Source organism: Rhodococcoides corynebacterioides (genome assembly GCF_019834675.1).
Taxonomy (GTDB): domain Bacteria; phylum Actinomycetota; class Actinomycetes; order Mycobacteriales; family Mycobacteriaceae; genus Rhodococcoides; species Rhodococcoides corynebacterioides_A.
On the sequence record NZ_JABUBU010000006.1, the window covers coordinates 43,026 to 61,259 of the forward strand.

The window sequence follows — 18,234 nt, forward strand, 5'->3', positions numbered from 1 at the left end:
GGACGGCGCATAGTGTTCCCATGTCGATCCAGGAACACCGGCGCCCGACGACGTCGTCGGTGACGCGAGAGGTGCCGTCCGACACGTCGTCGCCCGGGGGCCGATCAGGGGGCCGATCCGCGGCCTCGACGGGATTCCGCCACGAGGTTCCGCACTATCTCGGCCTCGCGGTCGGCATCTACTCGGCGCTGGCCTTCCTGTGGTCGCTCTCCCCCGCCGTGCGTGCGCTCACGCACCATCCGCGGGAATGGATCGACGACTACGTCCTCGACGCGCCCGACACCAGCCTGTCCTTCGCGCTCGTCGTCGCGTTGCTGGCGGCGGCGCTGTCGACCCGCAAACGGGTGGCGTGGTGGATCGCGACGCTGTACGTCGCGGCGTCGATCGTCGTCAACGCCGCGATCCTCGTCGACGATCCCGGCACGGTCGGGTCGTGGATCGGCGGTGCCCTGCAGGTCGCGGTGCTGGTCCTGCTGCTGTGGTCGCGTCGGGAATTCGACACGCGTGTCCGGCCCGGCGCGGTGTGGAAGGCCCTCGGCGTGCTGCTCCTCGGCCTCACCGTCGGCGTCGTCGCGGGGTGGGGTCTGCTCGAGGCCTTCCCCGGCACGTTGGACCGCAGCGAGACGGTCTTCTGGTCGCTCAACCGCGTCGCCGGCCTCGCCGTCGTCGACAACGAGCAGTTCGACGGCCGCCCCCACGGCTTCGTCAATTTCCTGCTGGGCCTGTTCGCCTTCCTCGCACTCGCCGCGGCGGTGTTCACGCTGTTCCGGTCCCAGCGCGCCGTCAACGCCCTGACCGGCACCGACGAGTCCGCCCTCCGCGGCCTGGTGGCGGCGTCGCCCGACGATTCGCTGGCCTACTTCGCCACGCGACGCGACAAGGCCGTCGTCTTCGCCCCGTCGGGCAAGGCCGCGGTGACGTACCGCGTCGAGATCGGGGTGTGCCTGGCCAGCGGCGATCCCGTCGGGGTGCGGTCGGCGTGGCCGCAGGCCATCGAGGCGTGGCTCGACATGGCGTCGCGCTACGGCTGGGCGCCGGCGGTCATGGGGGCGAGCGAGGCCGGGGCCGCCGCCTACCGCGCGGCGGGGCTCGGGGTGCTCGAACTCGGCGACGAGGCCGTGCTGCCGACGCGGTCCTTCGGACTCGGCGGGCCGGACATGCGTCCGGTTCGGCAGGCGGTCAACCGGGCGAAGGCCAAGGGGCTGTCCGTCCGGATCCGTCGGCACCGCGACATCGGCGCCGACGAGTGGCCCGCCGTGGAGAAGCGCGCCGACGACTGGCGGGACACCGAGACCGAACGCGGTTTCTCGATGGCCCTGGGCCGACTCGGCGACCCGTTGGACGGCGACTGCCTGCTGGTCGAGGCGGTTCACGACGAGACCGGAACCGTGGTCGGGATGCTCTCGCTGGTGCCGTGGGGACCGGCGGCGGCGTCGCTGGACCTGATGCGCCGCGCACGGACCGCGCCGAACGGCACCGTCGAACTGATGGTCTCCGAACTGGCCGCCCGGTCCGACACGGTGGGCATCACCAAGATCTCGCTGAACTTCGCGGTGTTCCGATCCGTCTTCGAGGAGGGCGGCCGGATCGGCGCCGGGCCGGTGCTGCGACTGTGGCGGGCCCTGCTGGTGTTCTTCTCCCGGTGGTGGCAGCTCGAGGCGCTGTATCGGTCGAACCTCAAGTACCAGCCCGAGTGGGTGCCGCGGTACCTGTGCTTCGGCGACGGACGGGAGCTGCCGAAGGTGGGTGCCGCCTCGGCCATCGCGGAGGGCTTCCTGACCCTGCCCGGCCGACGGGCCGTCACCGGTCACACCGGCACGCACACCGCGGTGCCGGCGTCCGTCGCCGCCCACGGTCTGCTGCACGACGACGGGAGCGAGCCCGACGACCTCGTCGCCTCGACGGCGCCGTCGGTGCGTCGACCGGAGCAGGTGCGCGTTCGCCTGGCCAAGCTCGACCGGCTGGCCGCCGAGGGCGTGGACCCCTACCCCGTCGCCCACCCGCCGACGCACACGGTGGCCGAGGCGGCGGCGTCGCCCGACGGGACGACGGTTCGCGTGTCCGGCCGCGTCCTGCGGATACGCGACTACGGCGGCGTCGTGTTCTGCCTGCTCCGCGACTGGAGCGGGGACCTGCAGATCCTGCTCGAGCGGGATCGGGTGGGCCGGGACCCGCTGTCCCGCTTCGGAACCGACGTCGATCTCGGTGACCTGGTGTCGTGCAGCGGTCCGATGGGGCGATCCCGTGCCGGGGTGCAGGCGCTGCTGGTGGCGGACTGGCGGCTGAACGCGAAGTCGCTGCACCCCCTGCCGGACAAGTACCGGGGCCTCACCGATCCCGAGGCGCGGGTGCGCCAGCGTTACGTCGACATGGAGATCAACCCGCAGGCGCGGGCGCTCATGCGGGCCCGCAGCGCGGTGGTGAAGTCCCTGCGCGACACCCTCGGCGAGCGCGGGTACCTCGAGGTGGAGACGCCGATCCTGCAGCAGGTGCACGGCGGCGCCAACGCGGCGCCGTTCCTCACCCACATCAACGCGTACGACCTCGACCTGTATCTGCGCATCGCACCGGAGCTCTACCTCAAACGTCTGTGCGTCGGCGGTATGGAGAAGGTGTTCGAGATCGGCCGGGTGTTCCGCAACGAGGGGGCGGACTTCAAGCACAATCCGGAGTTCACGATTCTCGAGGCCTACGAGGCGCACAGCGACTACGAGCGCTGCATGGTGCTGTGCCGCGAGCTGATCCAGAAGGCCGCGGTGGCCGCGCACGGCCGCGAGATCATTCACCGGCCGGACGAGAACGGCACCCTCGTCGAGATCGACATCTCCGGCGAGTGGCCGGTCAAGACCATGCACGCCGCCGTCGCCGAGAAGATCGGCGCGGACGTCTCCCCCGCGACGCCCCTGGCGGAACTGCAGCGGCTCTGCGACCTGCACGACGTGCCGTACCAGTCCACCTGGGACGCCGGCGCCGTCGCGCAGGAGATGTACGAGCACCTGGTCGAGGACTTCACCGAGTTCCCGACGTTCTACACCGACTTCCCGACGTCGATGTCGCCGCTGACAAGGCCGCACCGGTCGATCCCCGGCGTGGCCGAGAAGTGGGACCTGGTGGCGTGGGGCGTGGAGCTGGGGACCGCGTACAGCGAACTGACCGACCCCGTGGACCAGCGTCGGCGCCTCACCGAGCAGTCGATGCTGGCGGCCGGCGGCGACCCCGAGGCCATGGAACTCGACGAGGACTTCCTCCAGGCCCTCGAGCACGGCATGCCCCCGACGGGTGGTCTCGGCATGGGTGTGGACCGCGTGGTCATGCTCATCACCGGCGGCAGCATCCGCGAGACCTTGGCGTTTCCGCTGGCGAAGCCGCGCGGAGAATGAGCGAGAGCACTGTTTCACATGAAACCGTGACGGTGCTCGGCAGCGCGGTGCACGTCGCGCGGGTCCACGGTCGGTCCGCGCCGGTGGTCCTGTGCGGCGGACTGGGCAGCTCCTGGCACGACTGGGTGGACGTCCTGACCCTGCTCGGCGAGGCCGGCCGCACCGCGTTCGCGCTGGACCGGCCCGGTTTCGGTGACAGCGAACCACGGCGGGGCGAGGTGCCGACCGTCGCCGGGGAGGCCCGCCGCATCGTCGCGGTGCTCGACGCCCTGGGTCTGCAGGAGCCGGCCGTCCTGGTCGGTCATTCGATGGCCGGCTTCTACGTGGAGGGTGCCGCGCGGCTCGACCCCGAGCGCGTCGGCGGCCTGATCCTGCTCGACTCCAGCGTGGAGAAGTCCCCCGGCGCCCTGATCCCCCGCCGTCTCCGCATGCCGGCCGCGCGCATCCTTGCCCGCGCGTCCTCGGCGGTGGGACTTCAGACGATCGGCGCCGACGCCGTACGCCACCTGGTGGTCCGCGCGGTCCCCCCCGACGGCTACCCGCCCGAACGCATCGACGAGCTCCGGCGCCTCTACCGCGAACCCGACTACCTCGAGGCGGCGACGGTCGAGTACTTCGTCTACGCCGACCTCGCCGTCGAGCTGAACCGGCTCCGGCGACGGACGCCGACCCCCGACGTTCCCGTCGTCGTCGCGGCCGCCCACACCTCCCACCCGACCCCGTGGGGTGCCCGGTGGATTCGCAAACAGCAGCGGCTCGCGTCGTACCTCGGGGGGCGGTTCACGGTGATCGCCCCCTCGCACCACCACGTGATGATCGATCAGCCGGTCGTGGTCGCGCAGGCGATCGACGAGGTCCTCGAGGAGGCCCGGCGGCGAAAATAGTCCGGCAACCGGGAAAACCGGACATTTTCGTGCGCCGTCCAGGACGGGGGCCCCTCGGGTGGGGTCGACAACGACGCCGCCACGACAATGCGGGTGAAACGTCGATCCCGAATGAACAACACGCAAACATATTGTGAACCTGCCGGCATTTGCGTGCATTCTGTTCGCGCCGACCGAACCGTCCGTATGTGATCGATTTCTCCAAATATTGCGCAACCGGTGGTTCTCCGGAAGATCGAATGCATGACGTCCCCGCTGTCGATCAGCCGAGAAACCGCCGTCGGATCCGAGGCCCGGTTGTCCTGGATTCTCTCCGGACTCGCCGGCATGGTCGGCGCGGTCGCCTTCCTGCATTCGGCGGGATACTTCGTCACCTTCATGACCGGCAACACCGAGCGCGCGGTCGTCGGCTGGTTCGGCCATCCCGAGGGCAAGGAAGTCGCCCCTGGCGCAACACCTTTGGTGGCCGTCACCCTCATCGCGTCCTTCGTCGCGGGCGTCGTGCTGGCGTCGTACTGCCGTCGCCACTACTGGGACAATCACCCGCACGGCGCCACCGTCGTCACCACGATCGCGCTCGGCCTGGCCGGATTCATCGATATCGGTGTGTCCGGATGGTCGTCGGCCGACGTCAATTTCTATCCGATTCTTCTGGTCGCGTTCGCCCTCGGCGCGCTGAACACCGCATTCACCAAGAACGAGGAGACGTACATTCCGCTCAGTTACGTCACCGGCACCATCGTGAAACTCGGGCAGGGAATCGAACGGCACCTGACCGGCGGCGGGACCAAGTACGACTGGCTCTGCTATCTCCTCCTGCTCGGCTCTTTCTCGCTGGGCGGCGCCGTGGGTGCGGCCATGGGCGTGCTCATCACGGGCCCGCAGGTTCTCCTGCTCGCCGCCCTGGTCAGCCTGGGCGCCACCGTCTTCACCTTCACCCACACCGAACGGCGGTCCGTCTTCGGCTGACCCGCGTCCCCGCGCGCCCCGCCGCGTCCCCCTGGCACGATGGCGTCGGTGAAGCGCATCGTCTCGGCCGACCTCGACGTCACCGTCAGCGACCCGAGCACCCTCGAGTTCCAGATCGCCGCCGCCCGCATGCCGGGCCTGGTGATCGACGAGCGCCTCACCGTCGAGCTCGACGGACGCGCACTCGCCCCGGCCGAGATCACCGCCGAGCACGGCAGCCGCATCCACACCTTCGACTGCGATCGCGGCCGACTCGTCGTCCGCTACCGCGCGACCGTCGACGGGCACGCCGAGCCCCCGGACGTCGTCGATCGGGATCTGTCGGTGTACCTGCGCCCGTCGCGCTACGCGGAGTCCGACACGCTGACCGGTTTCGCCGCCACCGAATTCGGCCACCTGGACTCCGACGCCGAGGTGCTCGCCGCCGTGACCGGGTGGGTCGCGCGACGGTTGAAGTACGTTCCCGGCAGCAGCGACCCCATCGACGGCGCGTCGGACACCCTTCTCGCGGGCGCCGGGGTCTGCCGGGACTACACGCACCTGGTGGTCGCCCTCCTCCGCGCCCGACAGATTCCCGCCCGACTCGTCGCCGTCTACGCCCCCGGCTGCGACCCGATGGACTTCCACGCCGTCGCCGAGGCCTGCGTCGACGGGGTGTGGCGCGTCGTCGACGCGACCCGCCTGGCACCGCGCGGGTCGCTGGTCCGCATCGCCACCGGTCGCGACGCCGCGGACACCGCCTTCCTCGACAACCACGACGGCTACCTCACCCTGGACCGGTTGCAGGTCGGCGCGATCGTCGACGGCGACCTCCCCGTCGACGACATCACCCGTGAAGTCTCGATTTCCTGACGCGGCGGGGCTACCTTCTGCCGGTATGACCCACCCCGTGCGGTTCGACGACGACGACCCGATGCTGCGGCAGGTGCGGGAGCTGGCGCTGGCGTTCCCGGGCGCCGCGGAGAAGGTGAGCCACGGCCGACCGCAGTTCGTCACCACCAAGGTGTTCGCCGTGTACGGCGCGACGGTGAAGGGCGACCACCACTCGACGCGATGGGCCCGGTCGCTGCAGTTCCTGCCCGACGCGGACGAACACGAGGCACTGCTCGGCGACGCGCGGTTCTTCGTTCCCGCCTACTGGGGTCCCGCCGGGTGGCTCGGCCTCGACCTCACGGCCGGCGACCCCGACTGGGACGAGGCGCGCGAACTGCTCGACATGTCGTACCGACGCACGGCCACGGCGCGCCTGGTCGCGGAGCTCGACGCCCGCTCGTGACAGCATCGATCCCGTGCAGCTGCTCCTGATCCGTCACGCGCTTCCGCTCGCGTCCACCGACGGCGCCGACCCCCACCTGGCCGACCTCGGCCGCGAACAGGCCGCACGTCTTCCCGACGCCCTCGCGCCGCACGGCGTGGTCCGGATCGTCTCGAGTCCGCAGCGGCGTGCCGTGGAGACCGCCGGCCCGCTCGCGGACGCGCGCGCACTCGGCGTCGACATCCTGGACGGACTGGCGGAGTACGACCGCGATCACGCCGGCTACCTGCCCATCGAGCAGGCGCGCGAGCAGTTCCCCGAGCAGTACGCCCGCATCAAGGCCGGTCACCTGCCCGACGACGTCGACCTCGACGCGTTCGTCGGTCGCGTCGAGGCCGCCCTCGCGCAGGTGATCGCGGAGACCGACGCCGACGCGTCCGTCGCCGTCGTCGCGCACGGCGGCGTCGTCAACGCGGTGCTGCACCGCCTGCTGAACACGGTTGCGCCCCTGACGTTTCCGATCGACTACTGTTCGATCACGCGGGTGCTCGTCTCCCGCAGCGGCCATCGCACCGTGGCGTCGGTCAACGAGACGCAGCACGTGCTCGATCTGCTCCCCCGCTACCGGATGCGATCCTCATCGACTTCTCAATGAGCCTGCTCAGGGCCCGTTTTCGGCCGGTTACGGACCGCGGCGCGTCCGGCGGGGTCCGTCGGGGCCGTTAGCCTGAGCCCTACTATGTCTGCTCCCTCCGCGCCGGCGTCCTCCGGCCCGCTCGCCGTGCTCTCCCGGCCGCTCGTGGCGCTTCTCGCGATCGCACTCCCGCTGCTCGTCGTCGGCGGGTACGCCGTGGCCACCGGGCACGACGTCGACCCCGTTGCCTCCACTGCCTCCACCAGCACCTCCACGACGGACGCGGGAGCGGGCGGCGAGACCGAGCCCGGGCAGCCGACCGCCGATCCGCTGGCCAAGACGCGCTCGGCCCTCACGCAGACCCAGCTGCCGCTCAGCCTTCTCTCGGGTGGACTGACCCAGCTGACCGACGGCGCCCCGCTGCTCTCCGGCGGCGTGAACCAACTCTCGGACGGGCTGGGGCAGGCCCGCGACGGCGCGCAGCAGCTCGCCGACGGCAACGGTCAGCTCGCCGGCGGCCTGGGACAGCTGCAGGGCGGTGTCACCCAGCTCGGCGACGGCGCCACGCAGATCAGCGGCGGCGTGAAGCAGCTGACGACGCCGCTGCTCGCGCTCGGCGAGAAGCAGGCCTCCGCCACCTCGGCCATCGCCGACGTCGCGAATCGCATCGAGACCCTGAACAACCCGATCACCACCGACGCGGCCCGTCAGCTCCGCGAGCTGATCGACACCCTGAACGCCCAGGGCCTCGGCCCGGACACGGTCTCGCAGATCAACCAGCTGCGCGACGGCGCCGACCTGCTCGCCTACCAGCTCAGCGACCCGTCCAGCGAGTTCGTCACCGGCGTCGCCACCGCGGTCGACGGCTCGAACCAGCTGGCCACCGGCTCGGCGCAGCTGCGCGACGGCCTGGTGCAGCTCGACGACGGCGGCAAGCAGCTTCGCGCGGGAACCGACCAGCTCTCGTCGGGCATCGAGCCCATCGAGGGCGTCGTCACCAGCCTGCAGAACGGTGTCCGCAACGCCTCGTCGTCGCTGCCCGGCGCCACCAACGTCACGGCCACGACCACGACGTCCGACGACGGCACCGTCTCCACCACCGTCGTCGCCTCGAGTCGCGACACCGCCACCTACTACGCGATCGCCGCCCTGGTCGGCGTCGCCGCGGTCGCCGCGGTGAGCCTGCTCCGTCGTCTCCGCCCGGGTGCGCGGGTGGTCCCCGTCGTGGCCGTCGTCGGCATCGCCGCGGCCGCCTCGCTCGTCTACTGGGTGGTCGGTGACGGCCGCACCGTGGGCACTCTCGTCGGCGGAGTCGCGTTCCTTCTGCTGTCCTCGGCGGCGTTCGTCGCGGCCGCCGGTGCGGTGCAGATGGCATTCGGGCGCGTGGTCGGCCAGTCGGTCAACCTGGTGCTCCTGCTGGTGCAGCTCGCCGTCGCCGGCGCTGCACTCGTCGCGGCACCCGACAGCCCGGTCTTCGGCCGGTTGGCGTCCTTCACGCCCGTCGGGTGGCTGGCGACCGGACTCGACCGCATCGGGGCCGACGCGATGGATTCCACCGGGTGGCTGGCCGTCGTCGTGACGGTGGCGCTGCTCGGGGTCGCCGGCGTCGTCTACTCGGTGGTCGCCCGGTCGCATCCCGGAGATACCACCGACACCGCCGGCCACCGGGCGTACGCCGGGGCCTGACCGGGCTCGCTCCGTCCGGGTTACCCGGTGGGCGGTGCGAACGCGTCGATCACGGACGCCATGTCGTCCGCGCCGTGACCGCGGGTGCTCGCGTCGGCGAACGCCGACCGCACCGCGGTGAGCAGGCGCCCGGCGGTGTCCGCGGTGTCGGCGGTCGCGTCGATCATGAGATCGAGGTCCTTGACCACACCGTCCACGCCGAACGACGGCGTGAACTCGCGGTCGATCATCGCGGTCCCCTTCAGCTGGGTGTACGGGGCGCCGATGGGACCGCCGTCGAGTGCCTGCAGGAACAGCGACGGGTCGACGCCGAGGTGACGTGCGATGGCCACCGACTGCGCGGTGGCCGCCGTCAGCGTGGCGACCATGGCGTTGCAGGCGAGCTTGAGCGCACTGGCGGCGCCCGGTTCCGTGCCCGCCACCACCGTCTTCACCGCGATCGCCTCGAGGACGGGCCGGACCGTCTCGTGCAGCGAGTCCGGACCGGAGATCAGCGCGGTGAGCGTGCCCTGCTCGGCCGGCGCCTTGGTCCCGAGGACGGGTGCGTCGAGCGTGGCGACGTCGTGCTGCGCGGCGAGCTGCGCCAGCCGCCCCGCCCCGGCCGGACCCACCGTCGCGCTCTGCATCCACACCGCGCCGTCCCGCACGGCCGGGAGGAAGGTCGTCGCGGCCTCGGTCGTGGCGGTCTCGTCGTAGAGCATGGTGACGACCACGTCGGCGTCCCGCACGCAGTCCGCCGGGTCGGTCGCGGCCCGCGCTCCGGACTCCACGAGAGCGGCCGTGCGGTCCGCGGTACGGTTCCAGACGGACAGGTCGTGGCCCGCCCGCAGGATCGATGCGGCCATGCCTGCGCCCATGGTGCCGGTTCCGATCACTGCCACTCGCACGTGCGACCTCCCTCACGATGACGGCGACGCATTTCGTCCCGTCCGGGTGACTGTGTTCCCATCGAGGGTCGGAACCAATCGTTACGTCGAGTAAGGACCTGTCATGACCAGCCCCCACGCCGTCGCATCACCCCGAGCCGGGCTCCGGGAGTGGGTGGGACTGGCCGTGCTGGTGATGCCCATCCTCGTGGTGTCGATGGACATGTCGGTCCTCTACCTCGCTCTGCCGTCCCTCACGCTGGACCTGCAACCCAGCAGCGCCGAACAGCTGTGGATTCTCGACATCTACGGCTTCATGCTCGCCGGATTGCTGGTCACCATGGGCTCGCTGGGCGACCGCATCGGGACCCGCCGCCTGCTGATGATCGGCTCGGTGGTCTTCGGCGCCGCGTCCGTCCTGGCGGCGTTCTCGCAGACCCCGGAGACCCTCATCGCCTCGCGCGTCCTGCTCGGCATCGGTGGAGCGACCCTCGCCCCCTCCACCCTGTCGCTCCTGCGCAAGTTGTTCGCCGACCCCGTCCAGCGCGGGTTGGCGGTGGGCGTGTGGACCGCGGGCTTCGCCGGCGGCGGCTCGTTCGGACCCGTCGTGGCGGGCTTCCTGCTCGAGCACTTCTGGTGGGGCTCGGTCTTCCTGATCAACCTCCCCATCATGGCCGTCCTGCTCGTCGCGGCGCCCCTGCTGCTGCCCGAGGCGAAGAACCCCGACCCGGGCCGCTTCGATCTCCTCGCCGTCGCGGCATCGATCGTCACGATGCTCTCCCTCGTCTTCGCCCTCAAGCACACCGCCCAGGACGGCGCCGACTGGCAGGCCGGTGTCGCGCTGCTGATCGCCGTCGCCGTCGGAACCTGGTTCGTCCGTCGCCAGCGCGCCAGCAGCCACCCCATCATCGACTTCCCGCTGTTCCGGAACCCGGCCTTCTCGGTGGCCGTCGTCGTCATCATGGTGTCGGTCTTCGTCATCGCCGGCTTCAACCTGCTGCTCTCGCAGTTCCTGCAGCTGGTCATGGGGTACAGCACCCTCGAGGCCGGACTGTGGTCGCTGATCCCGGCCGTGGCCACCGCCGCGGCGTCCCTCACCGCGCCGTTCGTGATGAAGCGCCGCGCGCCGTCGGTGTTCCTGCTCGGGTCGATCTGCGTCGCCGCGATCGGCGCCGCCGTGGTCGGGCTGGTCGGCCTCCCCGGATCCGTCACCACCGGCACCACCCTCGCGATCCTGTTGTGCGGCATGGTGATCGCGTCCCTCGGCGTCGGCACCGGAACGACGCTCGGCTCCGATCGGGTGCTCGCCACCGCGGCACCCGAGAAGGCCGGTGCGGCCGGCGCCGTCTCGGAGACCGGGGCGGAACTCGGCGGCGCCCTGGGCATCGCCGTCCTCGGCTCGATCAACCTCGCGACCTACCGCCTGGCACTCGGCGGGGACGTCGCGCCCGACAGCACCCTCGCCGGCGTGCTCGGTGATCCCGCGACCGGGTCCGACGTGGCCGACCGCGCTCGCGACGCCTACGTGGACGGCATGGTCGCCGCCGCCGGCGCCACGGTGGGCATGCTCGTGGTGGCGGGGCTGGCGTCGGCCTTCCTGTTCCGTCGGGCCCGGACCGCTGCTCCCGACCCGGAGCGCGTGAGCGCCGCCTGACCCCGCGCGACTTCCTCCACCGAAGACCCCCGAATACACGTCAGCACCCCCTCCCATGACGGGAGGGGGTGCTGACGGGGGTGATTCCTGTTAGCGCTGCGCCATCTGCGTCGGCGTGATCGGTGCCGGCAGGGCGGTCTTGCCCATGAGGAAGCTGTCCACGGCCGAGGCGGCGGAGCGGCCCTCGGCGATGGCCCACACGATCAGGGACTGGCCGCGGCCCATGTCTCCGGCCACGAACACGCCCTCGACGTTGGTGTTCCACTTGTCCGTGCGCGCGACGTTGCCGCGCTCGTTGAGGTTCACACCGAGGTCGGTGAGCAGGCCGGGCTTCTCCGGGCCGGTGAAGCCCATGGCGAGCAGCACGAGGTCGGCCTCGAGGTGGAAGTCGGAGCCCTCCACCTTGTGGAAGCGGCCGTCCTTGAACTCGACCTCGTGCGCGTCGAGTCCGGTGACGATGCCGTTCTCGCCGGTGAACTTCTCGGTGTTGACCGAGAACACCCGCTCGCCGCCCTCCTCGTGTGCGGACGACACGCGGTACACCAGCGGGTACGTCGGCCACGGCGTGGAGTCGGCGCGCTCCTCGGGCGGGCGCGGCATGATCTCGAACTGGTGGACGCTCGCCGCACCCTGACGGTGCGACGTGCCCAGGCAGTCCGCGCCGGTGTCGCCGCCGCCGATGATGACGACCTTCTTGCCCCGCGCGGTGATCGGCGGCTGGCCGTTGGCGTCGGTGACGTCGTCGCCGAGCTGCACCCGGTTGGCCCACGGCAGGAACTCCATGGCCTGATGGATGCCGCCGTACTCGCGGCCCGGCACCTCGAGATCGCGGGCCTTCGTGGCACCGCCGGAGAGAACGACGGCGTCGAACTGCGCCCGCAGGTCCGCGGCCGTGATGTCGACACCGACGTTCACGCCGGTGCGGAAGATGGTGCCCTCGGCCTCCATCTGCGCGATGCGGCGATCGATGTGCCGCTTCTCCATCTTGAACTCGGGGATGCCGTAGCGGAGCAGACCGCCGATGCGGTCGGCGCGCTCGAAGACCGTGACCGTGTGGCCGGCCCGCGTGAGCTGCTGCGCCGCTGCGAGTCCCGCCGGACCCGAGCCGACCACCGCCACCGTCTTGCCGGTGAGGTACGTCGGGTAGACGGGCTGGACCCACCCCTCGTCGAAGGCGCGGTCGATGATCTCGACCTCGACCTGCTTGATGGTCACCGGATCCTGGTTGATGCCCAGGACGCACGACGCCTCGCACGGCGCCGGGCACAGCCGCCCGGTGAACTCCGGGAAGTTGTTGGTGGCGTGCAGCCGGTCGATGGACTCGCGCCACCGGTCCTTGTACACCAGGTCGTTCCACTCGGGAATGAGATTCCCCAACGGACATCCGTTATGGCAGAACGGGATACCACAGTCCATGCAGCGGCTGGCCTGCGTCCGCAGCGTGTCCGTCGAGAAGTCCTCGTAGACCTCTTTCCAGTCCATCAGACGCAGGTCGACGGGACGGCGCTTCGGCAGTTCCCTGGACGTGTTCTTCAGAAATCCCTGCGGGTCACCCACGAGCTGCCTCCATGATCGCCTCGTCCACGTCGGCGCCGTTCTTCTCGGCTTCGGAAATGGCGAGCAGTACCTTCTTGTAATCCCGCGGCATCACCTTCACGAAGTGATTCACCTGCTGCGACCAGTCCGCGAGGATGCGCTCGGCGACCTCGGATCCGGTCTGGTCGCGGTGGCGGGTGACCGCGTCCTTGAGCCACGCGAACTCGTCGCCCTCGAGGGCTTCGATGTCCACCAGCTCGGTGTTGAGATTGGCCTCGAACGTCGAGTTCGGATCGAACACGAACGCCACGCCGCCGGACATGCCGGCACCGAAGTTGCGTCCGGTCTCGCCGAGAATGACCACCTTGCCACCGGTCATGTACTCGCAGCCGTGGTCGCCCACACCCTCGACGACGGCGGTGGCGCCGGAGTTGCGCACCGCGAACCGCTCGCCGACGACACCGCGGATCAGCGCCTCTCCTTCGGTGGCACCGAAGAGGATGACGTTGCCGGCGATGATGTTGTTCTCGGCGACGAAGTCCGGGTTGGCGTCGCGCGACGGGCGCACGACGATCCGACCGCCGGACAGTCCCTTGCCGACGAAGTCGTTGGCGTCACCCTCGAGCCGCAGCGTCATGCCCTTGGGCACGAACGCGCCGAAGCTGTTGCCGGCGGACCCGGTGAAGGTGATGTCGATGGTGTCGTCGGGAAGGCCGTCGGCACCGTACTTCTTGGTCAGCTCGTGGCCGAGCATGGTGCCCACCGTGCGGTTCACGTTGGTGATGCGGGTGGTGAACTGCACCTTCTCGCCCGAGTCCAGCGCCTCACGGCTCTGGGTGATGAGCTGCTGATCCAGCGCCTTGTCCAGCGAATGATCCTGGGTGCCCGTGCAGTACAGGTCCTGGTTCATGAACGCCGACTCGGGCTGGTCCAGGATCGGCGACAGGTCGAGCTTCGACGCCTTCCAGTGCTCCTTGGCCGCGGTGGTGTCGAGCAGGCCGACCTGGCCGACGGCCTCGTCGAGCGTGCGGAAACCGAACTCGGCCAGGTACTCCCGGACCTCCTCGGCGATGTAGAGGAAGAAGTTCTCCACGAACTCCGGCTGACCCGCGAACCGCTTGCGCAGCACCGGGTTCTGCGTCGCGACGCCCACCGGGCAGGTGTCCAGGTGGCAGACGCGCATCATGATGCAGCCGGAGACCACCAGCGGTGCGGTGGCGAAGCCGAACTCCTCGCCGCCGAGCAGGGCGGCGACCATGACGTCGCGGCCGGTCTTGAGCTGACCGTCGACCTGCACCACGATGCGATCGCGAAGTCCGTTGAGCAGCAACGTCTGCTGGGTCTCGGCCAGGCCGAGCTCCCACGGCGCACCCGCGTGCTTGACGGAAGTGAGCGGCGTCGCGCCCGTGCCGCCGTCGTGACCCGAGATGAGGACGACGTCCGCGTGCGCCTTCGAGACGCCGGCGGCGACCGTGCCCACACCGATCTCACTGACCAGCTTGACGTGGATGCGGGCCGACGGGTTCGCGTTCTTCAGGTCGTGGATCAGCTGCGCGAGATCCTCGATCGAGTAGATGTCGTGGTGCGGGGGCGGCGAGATCAGACCCACGCCCGGCGTGGAGTGCCGAACCTCGGCCACCCACGGGTACACCTTGTGCGCCGGAAGCTGGCCGCCCTCACCGGGCTTGGCTCCCTGCGCCATCTTGATCTGGATGTCGGTGCAGTTGGTCAGGTAGTTCGACGTGACGCCGAAGCGGCCCGACGCGACCTGCTTGATGGCCGACCGACGCGAATCGCCGTTCTCGTCCGGCGTGAAGCGCGCGACGTCCTCGCCGCCCTCACCGGAGTTCGAGCGACCGCCGAGGCGGTTCATCGCGATGGCGAGCGTCTCGTGCGCCTCGGCGGAGATGGAGCCGTAGCTCATCGCGCCGGTGGAGAAGCGCTTGACGATCTCGCGCGCCGACTCGACCTCCTCGATCGGGATCGGGCTCCGGCCCTCGGTGCGGAAGCGGAACAACCCGCGCAGCGACGCCAGCCGCTCCGACTGGTCGTCCACCATCTGCGTGTACTCCTTGAACACCCGGTACTGGCCGGTGCGCGTGGCGTGCTGCAGCTTGAAGACCGTGTCCGGGTTGAACAGGTGGTACTCGCCCTCGCGGCGCCACTGGTACTCGCCACCGGTCTCGAGCTCCCGGTGTGCGCGCTCGAACTTGTTGTCCAGGTAGGCGACTCCGTGGCGCGCGGCCACGTCGGCAGCGATCTGGTCGAGGTCGATACCGCCCAGCGGCGAGGTGACGCCGTGGAAGTACTCGTCGATCAGGTCCTGCGAGAGACCGATGACCTGGAACAGCTGGGCACCGGTGTACGACGCCAGCGTGGAGATGCCCATCTTGGACATCACCTTGAGCACGCCCTTGCCGGCGGCCTTGATGTAGTTGCGCACGGCGGTGTCGTACTCGACGCCCTGCAGGTTGCCGCGCTCGATCATGTCCTCGATGGACTCGAAGGCCATGTACGGATTGACCGCGGCCGCACCGAATCCCACGAGCGTGGCCATGTGGTGCACCTCGCGGGCGTCACCGGCCTCCACGATCAGACCCACCTTGGTGCGCGTCTTCTCCCGCACCAGGTGATGGTGGACCGCCGAGGTGAGCAGCAGCGACGGGATCGGCGCCAGCTTCTCGTTGGACTCCCGGTCCGACAGGATGACGATGCGGGCGCCGCCGGCGATGGCCGCGGACACCTGCTTGCGGATGATCTCCAGCGAACGACGCAGTCCCTCACCGCTTTTCGCCACCGGGTACAGGCCGCGGACGACCACCGAGCGCAGCTCGTCGAGGTTGCCGTCGTCGTTGATGTGGACGAGCTTGGCCAGCTCGTCGTTGTGCAGAATCGGCGAGTGCAGCACGATCTGGCGGCACGCCTCGGCGGTGGGCTGCAACAGATCCCGCTCCGGGCCGATGGTGCCGCCGAGGCTGGTCACCACTTCCTCGCGGATGGCGTCGAGCGGCGGGTTGGTCACCTGCGCGAAGAGCTGCGAGAAGTAGTCGAAGAGCATCCGCGGACGGGCCGAGAGCACCGCGACGGGCGTGTCCGTGCCCATCGAGCCGATGGCCTCGGCGCCGGTCTTCGCCATGGGGGCGAGCAGGACGTTCAGTTCCTCGGTGGTGTACCCGAAGATCTGCTGGCGGATGAGCACGCGGTCGTGCGACATGTGCACGTGCGGCCGCTCCGGCAGCTGGTCGACGCTGAGCAGGCCCTGATCCAGCCATTCCTGGTAGGGGTGCTCGGCCGCGAGCTCGTCCTTGATCTCGTCGTCGCTGACGATGCGGCCCTGCGCGGTGTCCACGAGGAACATGCGGCCCGGCTGCAGGCGGACCTTCTTGACGATGCGCGACGGCTCGATGTCGAGAACGCCGACCTCGGACGCCATGACGACCAGACCGTCGTCGGTGACCCACAGACGCGAGGGACGCAGACCGTTGCGGTCGAGCACCGCACCGATGACGGTGCCGTCGGTGAAGCACACCGACGCGGGGCCGTCCCACGGCTCCATCAGCGTCGAGTGGTACTGGTAGAACGCCCGGCGCGCGGGGTCCATGGTCTCGTGGTGCTCCCAGGCCTCCGGGATCATCATGAGGACCGCGTGCGGCAGGCTGCGGCCGCCGAGGTGCAGGAACTCGAGCACCTCGTCGAAGCGTGCCGTGTCCGAGGCGCCGCGCGTGCACACGGGGAAGATCGCGTCGAGCTTCTCGCGGCCGCCGAAGGCGTCGGAGTCGATCAGCGCTTCCCGCGCGCGCATCCAGTTCTCGTTGCCGGTGACGGTGTTGATCTCCCCGTTGTGGGCGACCCGCCGGAACGGGTGGGCCAGCGGCCACGACGGGAACGTGTTGGTGGAGAAGCGGGAGTGCACCAGACCGAGAGCGCTCTCGACGCGCTCGTCCTGCAGGTCGAGGTAGAAGCCCTTCAGCTGCGGCGTCGTCAGCATGCCCTTGTAGACGATGGTCGACGGCGACAGCGACGGGAAGTACACGGACTCGCGGCCGGGGCCGTCCTTGCCCGGACCCTCGGTGCCCAGCTCGTGCTCGACGCGCTTGCGCGCGACGAAGGCCCGACGCTCGAGGTCCAGCCCGGTGAGCGACCGGTCCGGAGCGGCGACGAACAGCTGGCGGAACGTCGGCATCGCGTCGCGCGCCAACGCGCCCAGGGACGCGTCGTCGGTCTCGACGGTGCGCCAGCCCAGAACCTCGAGGCCCTCCTCGACGACGATGCGCTCGACCCCGGCGACGGCTTCCTGCACCGCGGCGCGAGCCTGCGGGAGGAAGGCGATGCCGGTGGCGTAGGCACCCTCGGCCGGAAGCTCGAAGTCCACGACGGCGCGGTAGAACGCGTCCGGCACCTGGATGAGGATGCCCGCACCGTCACCGGTGTTGGGTTCGGCGCCGGCGGCGCCGCGGTGTTCGAGATTGACCAGCGCGGTGATCGCCTTGTCGACGATGTCGCGGCTGCGACGGCCGTACATGTCGACGACGAACGCGACACCACAGGAATCGTGTTCGTGGGCGGGGTCGTAGAGGCCCTGTGCTGCTGGGTACCGGTGACCGGGAATCTGCATGGTGTCTTGCCTCACTGCGAGTCGAGCCAGAATCCGCGTCGGCCGATTCCTCGGGCACGCTCGCCGAGACGAGATCGAGCGCGCGAGGCGATCAGGAGCCGCCGCGGGGCGGTTCGAGAGCGGGTTCGCCGTTGAACACACACTCAGGTCGGGCTACCGGTCGGACCCATGGCCGCGCCGCTCGATGATGGTGCTCGAGCGGTGCGCCGGGCGGCCGAACCGGGTGTTGTCCGGGCAGGGGGGAGTGCTTGTGGGTCCACCCCGCGAGGAAAACGATAGGTCAGCACCCCGACAACATCACAAACAAGGGTAACCTTCTCGGCCCCTACCTGCGACGACGTCGGTGACGACGACGGAAAGCGGGCCGCCGGGCGACGCTGCCCGGCGTCGTGAGGGCCCGTCCGCGGGCGGGCGGTCGACGGAACCGATCGGGAGAACCCGGGGCGGTCGACGCGCCGCATCGGTGAGGACACGATCACGCAACGCCGACGATACCGGGCCGACACGAACCGCAACAGAGACGTGCACGACACAGGCGGTACAGGGACACAGGCAGTACAAGGAAACGGAGAAGGTCCCGAAACGACTACTGGCCGTAGCGATGAGAATCAGCTACGGCCAGCGTGGTGGGCGAAGGGGGACTTGAACCCCCACGTCCCGAAGGACACTGGCACCTGAAGCCAGCGCGTCTGCCATTCCGCCACTCGCCCGAGCGACCCGAGAACGGTAGCACGACGGTTCCGCCGAGCCGAAAT

General features: G+C 70.1%; 11 protein-coding genes and 1 tRNA gene. 8 read left to right on the plus strand and 4 right to left on the minus strand.

The features are described from left to right. Positions 1-20: 20 nt before the first annotated feature. The 7 genes from lysX (at position 21) to HQ603_RS09715 (ending at position 8,808) form a co-directional block, all read left to right on the plus strand. Positions 21-3,380 carry a bifunctional lysylphosphatidylglycerol synthetase/lysine--tRNA ligase LysX gene (gene lysX / locus HQ603_RS09685; RefSeq protein ID WP_222684338.1) on the plus strand — a complete coding sequence of 1,120 codons (3,360 nt, stop codon included), beginning with the start codon at positions 21-23 and terminating at the stop codon, positions 3,378-3,380. 26 nt (positions 3,381-3,406) lie between these two features. Continuing rightward, the gene (locus tag HQ603_RS09690) at positions 3,407-4,264 is read left to right on the plus strand and encodes an alpha/beta fold hydrolase (RefSeq protein ID WP_308126441.1); all 858 of its coding nucleotides are present in this window, start codon (positions 3,407-3,409) and stop codon (positions 4,262-4,264) included. Positions 4,265-4,507: 243 nt separating this feature from the next. Further along, positions 4,508-5,233 carry a YoaK family protein gene (locus tag HQ603_RS09695; protein WP_222684340.1) on the plus strand — a complete coding sequence of 242 codons (726 nt, stop codon included), beginning with the start codon at positions 4,508-4,510 and terminating at the stop codon, positions 5,231-5,233. A gap of 48 nt (positions 5,234-5,281) precedes the next feature. Further along, on the plus strand, positions 5,282-6,085 hold the full coding sequence (locus tag HQ603_RS09700; protein ID WP_222684341.1) for a transglutaminase-like domain-containing protein: 804 nt from the start codon (positions 5,282-5,284) through the stop codon (positions 6,083-6,085). Between the two features lie 25 nt (positions 6,086-6,110). Then, positions 6,111-6,509 (plus strand): MmcQ/YjbR family DNA-binding protein, encoded by a 399-nt coding sequence (locus HQ603_RS09705; protein WP_222684342.1) that lies wholly within the window; start codon positions 6,111-6,113, stop codon positions 6,507-6,509. A 13-nt stretch (positions 6,510-6,522) separates the two neighbouring features. Then, complete coding sequence (locus HQ603_RS09710) at positions 6,523-7,143, plus strand: histidine phosphatase family protein (protein WP_222684343.1); 621 nt, start codon at positions 6,523-6,525, stop codon at positions 7,141-7,143. Positions 7,144-7,227: 84 nt separating this feature from the next. Further along, entirely contained in the window at positions 7,228-8,808 is a 1,581-nt protein-coding gene (locus HQ603_RS09715) for a phage infection protein (protein ID WP_222684344.1), read from the plus strand. A 20-nt stretch (positions 8,809-8,828) separates the two neighbouring features. Here the strand turns inward: HQ603_RS09715 and HQ603_RS09720 are convergent, their stop codons facing one another. After that, entirely contained in the window at positions 8,829-9,689 is an 861-nt protein-coding gene (locus tag HQ603_RS09720; RefSeq protein WP_308126442.1) for an NAD(P)-dependent oxidoreductase, read from the minus strand. Between the two features lie 109 nt (positions 9,690-9,798). Between HQ603_RS09720 and HQ603_RS09725 the strand changes: the two genes are divergently transcribed. Further along, positions 9,799-11,328: an MFS transporter gene (locus HQ603_RS09725; protein WP_222684345.1), complete on the plus strand. Its 1,530-nt coding sequence runs from the start codon at positions 9,799-9,801 to the stop codon at positions 11,326-11,328. A 90-nt stretch (positions 11,329-11,418) separates the two neighbouring features. Here the strand turns inward: HQ603_RS09725 and HQ603_RS09730 are convergent, their stop codons facing one another. From HQ603_RS09730 to HQ603_RS09740, 3 genes are all read right to left on the minus strand, one after another. Further along, positions 11,419-12,885 carry a glutamate synthase subunit beta gene (locus HQ603_RS09730; protein WP_222684346.1) on the minus strand — a complete coding sequence of 489 codons (1,467 nt, stop codon included), beginning with the start codon at positions 12,883-12,885 and terminating at the stop codon, positions 11,419-11,421. Then, positions 12,878-17,479: a glutamate synthase large subunit gene (gene gltB, locus HQ603_RS09735; protein WP_222684347.1), complete on the minus strand. Its 4,602-nt coding sequence runs from the start codon at positions 17,477-17,479 to the stop codon at positions 12,878-12,880. The genes HQ603_RS09730 and gltB overlap by 8 nt, the downstream gene beginning before the upstream one ends. A gap of 624 nt (positions 17,480-18,103) precedes the next feature. Further along, a tRNA-Leu gene (locus HQ603_RS09740) sits at positions 18,104-18,189 on the minus strand. Positions 18,190-18,234 lie beyond the last annotated feature (45 nt).